Source organism: Lacinutrix sp. Hel_I_90, from assembly GCF_000934685.1.
Lineage (GTDB): Bacteria > Bacteroidota > Bacteroidia > Flavobacteriales > Flavobacteriaceae > Lacinutrix.
In genome coordinates this window covers 3,731,424-3,744,341 of the sequence record NZ_JYNQ01000001.1, presented here as the reverse complement: position 1 = coordinate 3,744,341, position 12,918 = coordinate 3,731,424, and the positions used below count along the sequence as shown (strand labels likewise).

The following is a 12,918-nucleotide window of genomic DNA, read 5'->3' as shown; positions in this document are numbered from 1 at the left end:
TTGTTTTAGAACCTTTATTGTGTTTTTATGTATCTAGATAACGACACTAAAACTAGAAGGATCAACTGAACTGAAACGAGTCGGAATTACCTAAGTCATTAAAGCACCAATAATTCTATTCATAAGTATTTATAGATTGTTTAGTGTTAAAACACCATAAAAAAGCATTATAAAATTTGATTCTGTAATATGATACATCTAATAGTGGGCAATACAGGCTCTGGAAAAACCACGTATTCACATCAGTTACGTGAACAAACAGTAGGTATTATTTTTTCAATAGATACATGGAATAATCACTTATTTCTAAAAGATAAAACCGAAAATGATGGTTTAGAATGGATGCTTGAAAGAATTAGTCGTTCGGAAGCATTAATAGAACATTACATCCTTCAATTAGAACATATTAGTGTAGATTCTATTCTAGATTTAGGATTTTCAAAATTTGAGCACCGACAAAAATTTCGTGATTTCGCTATCAGAAACAAGATTGAGTGCAAAATACACTATTTGGATATTGCGATAGACTTAAGAAAAGAACGCGTGATTAAAAGAAATACAGAAAAAGGAATAACCTATGAATTTGAAGTGAAGCAAGAAGATTTTGACTTCATGGAAATTTGGTTTGAAGCTCCAACCCATGCAGAATTAGAAAAAGGGCTTCATATTGTACTCTAAAAAATGCGTTTCCAATAATTGAAAACGCACTCCTGTCTAATCATTAAAATTATAGTTCTAAGACTTTAAAAACCTCATTAAAATGTCATTAAGTTCCTCTTTATGTGTGACGTTTAATCCGTGTGGTGCACCTTTTATCACTTTATAGGTTGCATTAGCGATACCTTTTGCAGCTTGATCTCCAGACGTTTTAATAGGCACAGTACTATCTGCCCCTCCATGTACTATTAGGGTCGGTACTTTTACGTTTTTTAATTCTGGTCTAAAATCAGTATGCATCCAGGCCAATGCTGCTTGAATGGTTCCTCTTGGAGAAGCATGAGACGCTACACTAAAGTCGTAGTCTAAAACAGCTTGGCTTACACGGTCTTTATTATCGTCATAATTATAGAACCCCTTATGGAACTCTTTTAAAAAACCTAAACGATCACTTTCTAGGGCATTTTGTATCTCTTTTAAAGCACTTTCGGGCACGCCATCAGGATTATCTTCTTTCTGCTTGACTAATGGAACGATACTTGAAATCAAAGCCGCTTTAGCAATTTTACTAACTCCATACTCTGTTAAATAACGCACTACTTCTCCTCCACCCATCGAGAATCCAACGATTACAACGTCTTTCAATTCCAATTTGTTAATAATCGTATCCAAGTCACTCGCTAAAGAGGAATAGTCATAACCATCCCAAGGTGCAGATGAAATACCAAAGCCCCGTCTATCGTAGGATATACATCGGTATCCTGCTTCAACGATTTTCCAAACCTGATGCTCCCATGATTTTCGGCTTAATGGCCAGCCATGAATTAAAATAACTGGTTGACCTTTACCGTAATCTTCATAAAAAATATCGACGTGTTCTTTACTCTTTTTGTTTGTTATAAAAGGCATTTATTTTAGTTTTAGGTTAATATTTATTTATTTTTGAACCTGTTACGTCCATTAACGAAAAGATACCTATATTAAAACCAAAATAGTGTTAAAGGATTTTTAATTGTGATAATTTTGGGCCTTACATTACAGTAAAAAAATAAGAGGCCGTGCTGCGACTTTAATGTTCAAAAAAAAACAACAAATATTAAAAGATTTCCAATTTCACATACTCGGAACGGGAAATGGAAATAAAAATTAACAGCTTTCCGCTTTCGCGGAAATAAAAAAATTAAGTCCCGTTTTCAAGGGAAATACATATGAAAGCAGTTTCTGTCGTTACTATAAGAAAGGAATTAAAGCATAAGTCGAATGAAGAGTTAGCCGAGTTGTGCCTCCGTTTATCCCGATTTAAAAAAGAAAACAAAGAGTTACTTACTTATTTACTTTTTGAAGCCGATAGTGAACATGGTTACATTGAAACCGTTAAACAGGAAATAGACGAGCAGTTCGACCTCATAAACACAGATAGTTTTTTCTACATTAAAAAGAGTGTTCGTAAAATTTTGAGGAATACTAAGAAGTACATTCGTTATTCGTTAAACAAAGAAACCGAAGTCGAGCTCCTACTCTATTTTTGTAAAAAACTAAAAGCGATGTCACCTTCAATTAAAAGAAATACGACCTTACAGAATATCTACGACCGTAATATTGAAGCGATTACCAAAAAGGTTGTAAATCTTCATGAAGATTTGCAATACGATTTCAATTCTGAATTAGAAAACTTAAAATGAGCCCAGTGTAATGAATCAATTACATCCAGCAGGGGTATTCCCAAAAGTAAAGGCAGCGACACTAGATGTTATTTTTATTATGATGATTATTTATATTGCTTCTTTTTTCTTTTGAATGGTCGACAACGTGAATGAAACATTGAGAGGCACTGTTTTTATAGTCCTCTTTTTTTGTACGAGCCGCTTTTTGTTGGCTTTTTTGGTGCCAGTTTGGGACATATGTTTTGTGATTTAAGAGTACTGAAAGATGACCTTACAGAAAAAAACATAAGCTTACCTCAAGCAATCTTAAGGTTTCTTTTAAAAACAGACTTAGGATGGATTTCTCTTTTTAGCATCAGCAGTGATCCTAAAAAAAGGGCCATTCATGATAAATTTGTTAACTCTGTTGTGGTCATAATGGCCTAACACAAATAATCGAACATAAAAAAAAAGCGAACTAAATAAATAGTTCGCTTTTAAGGTTCAAAATTAAGTATGTGTTATGCATTTTGCATTTTATGCTTACCTTCATATACTTCCTCTATTAATTTAGCATTAAAAGCTGGTAAATCGTTTGGATTTCTACTGGTAATCAAGCCTTCGTCTACAACGACTTCGCTATCTTCCCACATCGCTCCTGCATTTACAAGATCTCTTTTTATAGAGCTAAATGAGGTGATTTTTCTGTCTTGTAGTACTCCTGCTTCTACTAAAAGCCATGGTGCGTGACAAATTGCTGCTACGGGCTTTTTATTCGCAAAAAATGATTTTGTAAAACGTACGGCATCTTCATTTCTTCTCAAAGTATCTGGGTTCATAACACCACCAGGTAATACAAGTGCATTATAATCGTCTTGAGACACTTCATTTAATGTTTTATCTACTTTATAGCTGTTACTCCAATTTCCGTTTGCCCAAGATTTAATTTCACCTGAGTTTTCAGATATGATATGTACGGTTGCCCCAGCGTCTTCTAAAGCTTTTTTTGGTTCTCTTAATTCACTTTCTTCAAAGCCATTAGTTGCAAGTATCGCTATCGTTTTATTATTTAAATTTTCCATTGTTTTAGGGTTTTAAGATTAATAATTGATTTACTACAAGATACAGTAAATGAATATGTTGGAAGAATATTAAAACTGATTTAACTAGACTTTAGCATGAAGTGTTAAAGGACGATTGCTATGTGTTAAAATAGAATTTAAACGTTAAATATTTTATGAATGATTATACGTTTGTGGTTGTGTCCTGAGTGAATAAAATAATATCAATAGATGTATTTCCGTATTTCTTTTCTATCAACTTCTCCTAATTTATTAATCAACTTAAATTGATTTAGAAATTTTATCACATCTACTGTGTCTTCAATATCATCCACTTCAAATCTAATATTTTTGTTTTTCTCTAACCAATATACTTGTGGCAGGAAATGATTTCTCTTCGTAAAACTATTATACGTTACAATTATCTTAATTTTAAATATTGCTTTCTGTGTTAGAACATTAGAAATAACATATTCGTTTTTATAGTTTTTTTCAATTTTGACATATTCCTTTCCATCAAGGAGTGCAATATCATTTTTAACAACTATCTCTTGCGCAAAAAGCGCACCGCTACAAAGCAGTATTACAATTAAAATAATAGGTCTTGATTTCTTCATTTAATTTAAAATTCTAACCAGCATTTCTTTCAACAAATCCTTTTGAGGCACAGCATTAGAATTCACGCCTTTACTTTTTACATCAAATTCACGAAGCGTAGCAATAATACCGCTTACTTTTCGCATTGGAAAATTGCGCGCCGCATCTAAATATTCATTTACAAAATAAGGATTCACACGCAAAGCAGAAGCAACACTTCTAGGTGATTTATCATTCATGCCATGTAATTGTAATAATTGAGAAAAGAAGTTAAACAAAAGCGAGACTGTCACAACCATCGGATTGTCTTTTGGGTTCTCACCAAAATAATTCACAATTTTAAAGGCCTTGGCATCATCACGTGAACCAATTGCTTTACGGAGCTCAAAATTATTATAGTCCTTACTAATCCCAATATTTTCTTCAATATGTACTGGTGTAATTTCGGTACCTTCAGGTAAGACAATTTGAAGCTTTTCTAATTCGTTATTTATTTTACTTAAATCGGTACCTAAAAACTCAACCAACATTTGTGAGGCTTTGGGTGTTATTTTATACCCTTTTGTCGCTAGTGTTCTTCGAATCCAATCGGGCACTTGGTTATCGTATAATTTTTTGCTTTCGAAAACAACCCCAGTTTTCTTGATCTTTTTATAAACGGCTTTACGCTTGTCTACTGATTTATATTTATAACAAATAACTAAAACCGTTGATGGTTGCGGATTTTCGGCATAACTAGCTAATTTATCTATCGTTCTGGCCAAATCTTGTGCTTCCTTTACAATCACCACTTGTTTATCGGCCATCATTGGAAAGCGCTTAGCGTTACTAACAATATCTTCAATGGTTACATCGCGACCATACAATACCATTTGATTAAACCCTTTTTCTTCTTCTGCCAATACATTATCTTCAATAAAATCTGAAATCTTATCAATGTAATAGGCTTCTTCTCCCATTAATAAATAAATAGGCTTTAGGTTTTTGTTTTTTATGTCTGTAACTAGTTGTTTGACTTCGTCCAAAATTGAAATTGTATTGTGCCCTGAGTTCAAGAGATTCCGAATATTTTCGGAATTGTCTCGAGAACTACTAAAAACTTCTCGATATTTCTTTATTAAAATTCCCTCGAAGTGACGTTATAATTATACATTTGTGTAGTGCAAAAATTGAATTTCCCTACATATTCGTTCCGATTCAAAAATAGCGAAAATAAAGTATCTATATTCGATGCTATTCGTAAAAAATTCGTGATTTTACAACCCGAAGAATGGGTGCGTCAACATTGCGTCAATTATTTAATTGAAGAAAAAAACTATCCGAAATCGCTAATTAACGTTGAAAAAGAACTTAAAATCAATGATTTAAAAAAGCGATATGATATTGTCGTTTTTAATCCAAACGGTAGTATTCATATCATAGTAGAATGTAAAGCACCAAAAATAAAAATAAATCAAGATACTTTTGACCAAGTTGCACGCTATAATTTAGCTTTGAATGCCAATTATTTGATGGTAACTAATGGATTAAATCACTATTATTGTAAGATGGATTTTGAGACTGAGAAATATGATTTCTTACAAGACATCCCTCATTACGGAAACTAGTGTCATTCCCAGGAGTTTCGATTATAATCGAATACCGTAGGAATCTTTTGAAGTTGATTAAATTTAAAAAAATCGTGAGAAAACCACGGCACTCGTTTTAATAGTTTCTCGCTATGACAAAAAACAAATGAAAATAGCAGTAGTCATATTAAATTGGAACGGAAAAGCACTTTTAGAAAAGTTCTTACCTTCCGTTGTCGCTTATTCAAAAGAAGCTACAGTTTACGTAGCAGATAATGCATCGACTGATGATTCTATAACTTTTGTTACAGCAGCATTTCCTTCTGTAAACATCATTAAAAACAAAAGCAATGGTGGCTATGCTAAAGGGTATAACGATGCCTTAAAAGGTATTGATGCTGATGTTTTTTGTTTGCTAAACAGTGATATTGAAGTGACCAAAAACTGGCTCACTCCAGTTGTCGAAACATTTAAAAAAGAACCCAATACAGCTATCATACAGCCCAAAATATTAGATTACCACAATAAAACTCATTTTGAATATGCGGGTGCGGCTGGAGGCTATTTAGATAAATATGCTTACCCGTTTTGTCGCGGGCGTATTTTTGACACTATTGAAAAAGACAAAGGTCAATACAATAAAAATTCACAAATTTTCTGGGCCTCTGGCGCATGTTTTTTTATTAGAAAGCAAGTTTTTGAAAGGTTAAATGGGTTTGACGCGTCCTTTTTTGCGCACATGGAAGAAATTGATTTATGTTGGCGCGCCTTTAATTTTGGTTATACTTCAAAATATGTTGGAGAATCTAAAGTTTATCATGTAGGAGGCGCTACTTTAAATGCTAGCAATCCAAGAAAAACATACCTCAACTTTAGAAATAGTTTATTTACTTTAACAAAGAATGCAGGAGGAAACACTTTATTTCTAATAGTTATTCGTTTGGTTTTAGATGGGTTAGCAGCTTTTAAATTTTTATTAGCATTAAAACCAGCCCACAGTCTTGCGGTTTTAAAAGCACATTTTAATTTCTATTTTAATCTTCCAAGAGTACTGAAACAACGAAAATTAATGCCCCGAAAAGGGCATTATTTCCGTACAAAATCTATTGTATGGTCTTATTTTATAAGTAAAAAGAAGACTTTTAAACGTTTATAAAATTGTTTAGCAAAAGTTTTGTTAATACTTCTTTTAACATTTATAATTTTTATACTTTTGAATTGTTAAAATTTAATTTTATCTAAAACGATTATGAAAAAACTTATTATCCTAGGTGCGGTTGCACTACTTACTTTAAGCTCATGTGTTTCTAAAAAAGAATACATGGCTCTGGAGGAAAAACAAAAGAATACACAAGACCTTTTAAATACTGCTACTGTCAAACTGAACAGCTGTTTAGCAGACGAAGCTGCTTCTGCTGCTAGGTTAACCGAGCTACAAGCACGTCTAGCGGATATGAAAGCTAATAACTTGGCTCTAATTGAAAGCACGAAAGACATGACTGTCTTGACAACCCAAGGCGCTAGAAACGTAGAAAAGTCTTTAGAGAGTTTAAAGGAAAAAGATTTACGTATCACGCGATTACAGGATGCTTTAACAAAAAAGGATAGTGTAACGTTGGCTTTAGTAACTAGTCTTAAAAAAGAAGTTGGATTAAATGATCCGGACATTGAGATTAATGTAGAGAAAAGTGTCGTGTTTATTTCATTATCTGATAAATTATTATTCAAGAGTGGCAGTTATGACATTACGACCAGAGCGAACGATATCTTAGGTAAAGTAGCGACTGTTATTAATGGTAAACCAAATTTTGAAGCTATGGTAGAAGGTCATACAGACAATGTACCTTACAGCAAAGGTGTATTAATTGATAACTGGGATTTAAGTGTAAAGCGTAGTACTGCTATTGTTAGAGCTTTACAAGGTTTAGGTGTGAAGCCAGAACAATTAATAGCAGCAGGACGTGGAGATCATATTCCTTTAGTACCTAATACTACAGCAGAAAATAAAGCGATAAACCGTAGAACAAAAATTTATATCCTACCAAAAATCGATCAGTTCTATGAAATGATTGAAACTGAAATGAAAAGCTTATCAAAAGAAGGTAACTAATTCATTTTAAAAATATTATTAAAAAGCCCAATCGAAAGATTGGGCTTTTTACTTTTATACACAGGCTATATTAGACCATTCATCTATTTATGTTACATTTAATCTAAAAAAAAGAAACCGCTTTAAAATTAAAGAGTAGCTTTATTATAAACGCTATTTAACCATGTTTTTCTACACAATAAAAACCAATGCTGTGGCAATGTCGTTGCTTGCATTATCCTGTTTTTTATGTTCGTGTGTTAATGAATCTTATTATGAAGAAGTTTCTGCTTTAGATTCACAATTATTATCATTAATTGATGAAAAGTCTAATGGCATAGGTCCTTATTTTTTTCAACTACCAGATTCAAATGATTATGTAAATATCCCTCAAGATCCATTAAACCCAATTACAACAGATAAAGTAGCTCTAGGAAAAATGTTAGTCCATGACACAGCCACAGGAGGTAATGCCAAAATAGATTTGGCAATAGAAACCTTTTCATGTGCTAGTTGCCACCCTGTAGCTGCTGGTTTTTATTCTGGCAATTTACAAGGTATTGGTGAAGGCGGTAAAGGTTTTGGTACTATTGGAGACCATAGAATCATAGATCAAAGCATGCCTTTAGACTCCATAGATATTGAACCCATAAAAGTACCAAGCCTTTTAAATTCTGCTTATCAAGAGGTCATGCTCTGGAATGGATCGTTAGGTGGTACAGGAATTAACACGCCTTATATCGCTCAAAATGCGAATACCATTCCAGAAAACTTACTAGGCTATCAAGGTTTAGAAACCCAAGGTATGGCTGGACAAGCTGCACATAGATTGAGAATTGATAAAGATTTCGCAACTAATTACGGTTATAAAGCTATGTTTGACGCTGCTTTTCCTGAGGTACCAGAAAATGAGCGTTATACAAAATTAACAGCAGGGTTAGCGATTGCCGCATATAACAGGACGCTTTTAGCCAATGAATCACCTTGGCAAGATTGGTTGAAGGGAAATTACGACCGTATGAATGTCCAAGAGAAAAGAGGGGCTGTTTTATTTTTTGATAAAGGGAGATGTATTAACTGCCACACGGGACCTGCCCTCAAATCAAATGCATTTTATGCATTAGGCATGGGAGATATAGACCAAAGTAATGGCATTATAATTAACCCAGATGATTTTATAATCAAAAGTAAAGGACGTGGAGGCTTTACCAATAATAGTAGTGACGATTATAAATTTAAGGTTCCTAATTTGTACAATTTAAAATCTAATAGGTTTTATGGTCATGGTTGTACATTCACCTCATTAAATGAAGTGGTTAGTTATATCGTTAAAGGTGAAAAACAAAACAATAGTGTACCAAATGGACAGTTAGCAGAAGATTTCAAGGACCTCAAACTGTCGCAACAAGAAATTAATGAGATCGTTGCATTTATAGAAAATGCATTATATGATTCTAATTTAGAACGTTATGTTCCCGCTCAAGTCTTTTCTGGCAACTGTATTCCTAATAGTGATTTACAATCTCAGCTAGATTTGGGTTGTAATTAAAAAATTTCTAAACTCCCTTTTCCTTCTCTAATCACAATAGGTTCTGCTTCTGTTAAATCAACGATTGTAGAGGCTTCATTACCACCATAGCCACCATCGATGACTAAGTCCACTAAATCGTTCCATTTCTCAAGAATCAATTCTGGATCTGTAGTATATTCTAAAACCTCATCCTCATCCCGTATTGAGGTAGACACTAATGGATTACCCAAAGCTTTTACAATTTCAACAGTAATATTGTTGTTTGGAACACGAATACCAACCTGCTTTTTTTTCTTAAAAACACTAGGCAATGATTTTGATCCTGGTAAAATAAAAGTATAGGGCCCAGGCAAGGCTCGCTTTAAAATTTTGAAGGTAGACGAATCAATTTGCTTTACATAATCGCTTAAATTACTCAAATCATGACAAATGAAAGAAAGATTAGCTTTCTCTAGTTTAACGCCTTTTATTCTAGCGATACGCTCTAATGCTTTTGTATTTGTTATATCGCAGCCCAACCCATAAACAGTATCTGTTGGATAAATGATGAGTCCACCATTTTTTAGCACATTCACCACTTTCTTGATTTCTTTCGGGTTTGGATTTTCTTCGTAAATCCTAATAAATTCAGCCATAATTAGTAACTTAACCTTTTGTTCCTATAAAGTAAACACTATTTTTTAGGATGCTCAAATTTTTAAAACTCTTTTTTGTAAGTAGTCTCTTAATAATGACATCTATTAGCTGCTTGGATCATGATTAGATTCCTGGATTATACTAAATTATTTATACTTGTACATCGCTAATGATTAAAATTAGCCTATAAGCTCCAACTTAGCAAAGCGCAGTAACAATTTCTTTTTACCACCAAATTCAAAATCGATCTCAGCTTTAATATCGCCCCCTTTACCTTCCATTTTAAGCACTTCTCCTCTACCAAACTTTAAATGTTTTACTCTATTGCCTACAGTAAGTTCTCCGCCAAATAAGTTCGCCCCTTTAGGACTTGAAATTTCTGATGCTTTTTTAAGTTTTTTAGGTGCACTAATTTCGAAGTTCACCGGTTCTTTCTTTTTTGCCACTTTCTTTTGGAATTTAGGTTGTGTAGGTTTTTTAAATCTAATTTTATTAGGTTCAACATCGCCAAAAATATCTGCAGATAGCATGGGATTGATGCGTCTTTCTTCTATTGGAGTTATAATATCTAAGAACTCCTCTTCTATTTCTTCTATAAAACGGCTTGGTTCAGAATCTACTAGTTTCCCCCAACGGTATCTTGATAATGCATACGTAAGATACGCCTTCTTTTCTGCTCTTGTCAACGCTACGTAAAATAATCGTCGTTCTTCTTCTAGCTCATCACGTGTATTCATACTCATGGCACTTGGAAATAAATCTTCCTCTAAGCCCACTATAAATACCTGATTAAACTCTAAACCTTTAGACGAGTGAATAGTCATTAATGCTACGTGATTAGGATCTCCTTTATCGCCATCTAAGTCTGTAGCTAATGCGATATCTTCTAAAAATTCTGCTAAATCGTCTTTAGAATCTGCTATTTCTAATTGGCCTTCAACAAAATCTTTAATACCATTTAAGAGCTCTTCAACGTTTTCAAGTCTCATAACACCTTCTGGCGTTCCATCCTTGTTAAACTCTCGAATTAAGCCACTGGTTTTCGTAACATGTTCTGCTAAATCAAAAGCGTTTGCTGTTTGATTCATCACTTGATAACTTTCTATCAAGGTAACAAAATCTCTTAGTTTATTTTTTGTACCACCATTAATATTAATATCTATAGTATCTATGTCTTTTAAAAGGCCAAAAATAGTTTTACCAGTAACATTTGCAGCAACAACTAATCGATCTATAGTTGTTTGACCAATACCACGTGCCGGATAATTAATCACCCGTTTTAAAGCTTCTTCATCTGCTGAATTAAGTATTAAACGTAAATATGCCGTTACATCCTTTATCTCCTTACGCTGGTAGAATGATGTGCCACCATAAATACGATACGGAATATCACGCTTACGCAAAGCGTCCTCCATGGCACGAGATTGCGAATTGGTACGATATAAAATTGCAAAATCACTGTTTGGTAATTGATTAGTCATCTTTTCTTCCCAAATGGCACTGGCTACATAACGCCCTTCGTCTCCATCTGTTAAAGAGCGGTGTACTTTAACCTTTTCGCCTTCATCATTTGCGGTCCAAACAATTTTTTCTAATTTCGTTTTATTGTGCTCAATTACAGAATTAGCAGCACCAACTATATTTTTTGTTGAGCGGTAATTTTGTTCTAAGCGGAACATTTTAACATCGTCATAATCTTTTTGGAAGTTTAAAATATTATTGATGTTTGCCCCGCGAAAAGCATAAATACTTTGTGCATCGTCACCAACCACACAAATGTTTTGAAAACGATCGGCTAACGCTCGTACTATTAAATATTGTGAGTGGTTTGTATCTTGATACTCATCTACGAGTATGTAACGAAACTTATTTTGATACTGTGCTAGAACAGCTGGGAATCTGGTTAACAGCTCATTGGTTCTTAATAATAAATCATCAAAATCCATGGCTCCTGCTTTAAAACAGCGATCCACATATTCTGCATAAATCTCTCCCATTTTAGGACGCCTTGCCATGGCATCGGCTTCCATAAGTTCTGGGTTTTTGAAATACGCTTTTACAGTAATTAAGCTATTTTTATAAGAAGAAATCCTGCTGTAAACCTGTTTTGTTTTATAAATATCTTTCTCTAGTCCCATTTCTTTAATAATGGAACCCAAAAGTTTTTGAGAATCTTGTGTATCGTAAATTGTAAAGTTACTAGGAAAACCTAAGTGGTGACCTTCAAAACGAAGAATCTTAGCAAAAACAGAGTGAAAGGTTCCCATCCATAAGTTTTTTGCTTCTCCATCGCCTACAATTTGGGCAATACGGCCTTTCATTTCTTTCGCCGCCTTGTTGGTAAAGGTTAATGCCAGTATATTAAAGGCATCAACACCTTTGCTCATTAAGTAAGCAATACGATAAGTTAACACCCGCGTTTTCCCAGAACCCGCACCAGCAATAATTATCATGGGGCCATCCTTTTGAATAGTAGGCTCTAGTTGTGCTTCGTTTAACTGACTTAAATACTTTTCCAAATTAGCTTTATCTTTATAAAAGGGTAAAAATAAGTATTGTCGTTGTTTTTGGCTTTCAGTTTTGCTAATAATTATAAATAATTATCCACAATCTTATACTTGATCTTTCCTATATATATTTAGCATGTTATTTTTCTATTATCAAAACATAACTATTTAACCTATTAGAGAGTAACCAATTCTATTTATAGAATTCATTCTCATTTGTTTTATTTTTACTGCTACTTCTATTTTTCCTACTGGATTAGATCAACTATTTCCCGCTAAGAAAGTATTCTTCTAAAAATAATCATTGTTTTAATAGATGCTCTAGCTTTCCATCGCTAAAAACAATAAATAATGGTGGCAATGACTTTCATTATTGGTTTGAAATTGTTGGCTTCCAAGAGTATAAAAACGACATTCAATTTAGTAATCTGCCAATTACGGAAGTGAGCACTTTAAAAAAGAGATTAAACCTTACTGACTAAAGATGTAGCGGCTTACTATTATAAAAATATCAGAACCCACTTTTATAGTAAAGATATCTGCTAACCTGAACCTACAATATATAAAATTTACTAATAAGACAAAACTCGCTTTTCTTTTGTACACTAAATAGTTTATCCTTTAAGTTT

General features: G+C 33.4%; 13 protein-coding genes. 7 read left to right on the top strand and 6 right to left on the bottom strand.

From position 1 onward, the window contains the following. The first annotated feature begins 189 nt into the window (after positions 1 to 189). Positions 190 to 678 carry an ATP-binding protein gene (locus GQ46_RS16735; RefSeq protein ID WP_044404228.1) on the top strand — a complete coding sequence of 163 codons (489 nt, stop codon included), beginning with the start codon at positions 190 to 192 and terminating at the stop codon, positions 676 to 678. Between the two features lie 57 nt (positions 679 to 735). On the opposite strand, the gene GQ46_RS16730 is transcribed toward GQ46_RS16735, so the two are convergent. Beyond that, entirely contained in the window at positions 736 to 1,566 is an 831-nt protein-coding gene (locus GQ46_RS16730; protein ID WP_044404226.1) for an alpha/beta fold hydrolase, read from the bottom strand. A gap of 299 nt (positions 1,567 to 1,865) precedes the next feature. Here GQ46_RS16730 and GQ46_RS16725 point away from each other — a divergent pair, with 299 nt between their 5' ends. Continuing rightward, positions 1,866 to 2,339, top strand: coding sequence for a hypothetical protein (locus GQ46_RS16725; RefSeq protein WP_044404224.1), 474 nt, complete (start codon positions 1,866 to 1,868; stop codon positions 2,337 to 2,339). Between the two features lie 171 nt (positions 2,340 to 2,510). After that, positions 2,511 to 2,747 (top strand): RDD family protein, encoded by a 237-nt coding sequence (locus GQ46_RS18155; protein WP_052503517.1) that lies wholly within the window; start codon positions 2,511 to 2,513, stop codon positions 2,745 to 2,747. 74 nt (positions 2,748 to 2,821) lie between these two features. Here the strand turns inward: GQ46_RS18155 and GQ46_RS16715 are convergent, their stop codons facing one another. The 3 genes from GQ46_RS16715 to holA form a co-directional block, all read right to left on the bottom strand. After that, positions 2,822 to 3,382, bottom strand: coding sequence for a type 1 glutamine amidotransferase domain-containing protein (locus GQ46_RS16715; RefSeq protein WP_044404222.1), 561 nt, complete (start codon positions 3,380 to 3,382; stop codon positions 2,822 to 2,824). Positions 3,383 to 3,585: 203 nt separating this feature from the next. Then, positions 3,586 to 3,978: a hypothetical protein gene (locus tag GQ46_RS16710; protein ID WP_044404220.1), complete on the bottom strand. Its 393-nt coding sequence runs from the start codon at positions 3,976 to 3,978 to the stop codon at positions 3,586 to 3,588. Further along, on the bottom strand, positions 3,979 to 4,983 hold the full coding sequence (gene holA / locus GQ46_RS16705) for a DNA polymerase III subunit delta (RefSeq protein WP_044404217.1): 1,005 nt from the start codon (positions 4,981 to 4,983) through the stop codon (positions 3,979 to 3,981). It lies immediately after the preceding gene. A 135-nt stretch (positions 4,984 to 5,118) separates the two neighbouring features. Here holA and GQ46_RS16700 point away from each other — a divergent pair, with 135 nt between their 5' ends. From GQ46_RS16700 to GQ46_RS16685, 4 genes are all read left to right on the top strand, one after another. Next, complete coding sequence (locus tag GQ46_RS16700) at positions 5,119 to 5,565, top strand: type I restriction enzyme HsdR N-terminal domain-containing protein (protein ID WP_044404214.1); 447 nt, start codon at positions 5,119 to 5,121, stop codon at positions 5,563 to 5,565. Positions 5,566 to 5,692: 127 nt separating this feature from the next. Next, positions 5,693 to 6,682 (top strand): glycosyltransferase family 2 protein, encoded by a 990-nt coding sequence (locus tag GQ46_RS16695; protein ID WP_044404211.1) that lies wholly within the window; start codon positions 5,693 to 5,695, stop codon positions 6,680 to 6,682. Positions 6,683 to 6,775: 93 nt separating this feature from the next. Then, entirely contained in the window at positions 6,776 to 7,636 is an 861-nt protein-coding gene (locus GQ46_RS16690) for an OmpA family protein (RefSeq protein WP_044404208.1), read from the top strand. 163 nt (positions 7,637 to 7,799) lie between these two features. Then, entirely contained in the window at positions 7,800 to 9,164 is a 1,365-nt protein-coding gene (locus GQ46_RS16685; protein WP_052503516.1) for a cytochrome-c peroxidase, read from the top strand. On the opposite strand, the gene GQ46_RS16680 is transcribed toward GQ46_RS16685, so the two are convergent. Together GQ46_RS16680 and GQ46_RS16675 are read right to left on the bottom strand one after the other, a co-directional pair. After that, positions 9,161 to 9,781, bottom strand: a complete 621-nt coding sequence (locus GQ46_RS16680; RefSeq protein ID WP_044404205.1) for an L-threonylcarbamoyladenylate synthase — start codon at positions 9,779 to 9,781, stop codon at positions 9,161 to 9,163. The two genes, GQ46_RS16685 and GQ46_RS16680, sit on opposite strands and share 4 nt — an antisense overlap. A gap of 180 nt (positions 9,782 to 9,961) precedes the next feature. Continuing rightward, a complete protein-coding gene (locus GQ46_RS16675; RefSeq protein ID WP_044404203.1) occupies positions 9,962 to 12,301 on the bottom strand; it encodes an ATP-dependent helicase in 2,340 nt (779 codons plus the stop codon). Positions 12,302 to 12,918: the final 617 nt, after the last annotated feature.

What these genes read in the sequence shown, in the direction of transcription:
- GQ46_RS16735 (WP_044404228.1), top strand. Translation starts at nt 190, where the DNA reads ATGATACATCTAATAGTGGGCAATACAGGCTCTGGAAAAACCACGTAT.
- GQ46_RS16730 (WP_044404226.1), bottom strand. Translation starts at nt 1,566, where the DNA reads ATGCCTTTTATAACAAACAAAAAGAGTAAAGAACACGTCGATATTTTT.
- GQ46_RS16725 (WP_044404224.1), top strand. Translation starts at nt 1,866, where the DNA reads ATGAAAGCAGTTTCTGTCGTTACTATAAGAAAGGAATTAAAGCATAAG.
- GQ46_RS16715 (WP_044404222.1), bottom strand. Translation starts at nt 3,382, where the DNA reads ATGGAAAATTTAAATAATAAAACGATAGCGATACTTGCAACTAATGGC.
- GQ46_RS16710 (WP_044404220.1), bottom strand. Translation starts at nt 3,978, where the DNA reads ATGAAGAAATCAAGACCTATTATTTTAATTGTAATACTGCTTTGTAGC.
- GQ46_RS16695 (WP_044404211.1), top strand. Translation starts at nt 5,693, where the DNA reads ATGAAAATAGCAGTAGTCATATTAAATTGGAACGGAAAAGCACTTTTA.
- GQ46_RS16690 (WP_044404208.1), top strand. Translation starts at nt 6,776, where the DNA reads ATGAAAAAACTTATTATCCTAGGTGCGGTTGCACTACTTACTTTAAGC.
- GQ46_RS16685 (WP_052503516.1), top strand. Translation starts at nt 7,800, where the DNA reads ATGTTTTTCTACACAATAAAAACCAATGCTGTGGCAATGTCGTTGCTT.
- GQ46_RS16680 (WP_044404205.1), bottom strand. Translation starts at nt 9,781, where the DNA reads ATGGCTGAATTTATTAGGATTTACGAAGAAAATCCAAACCCGAAAGAA.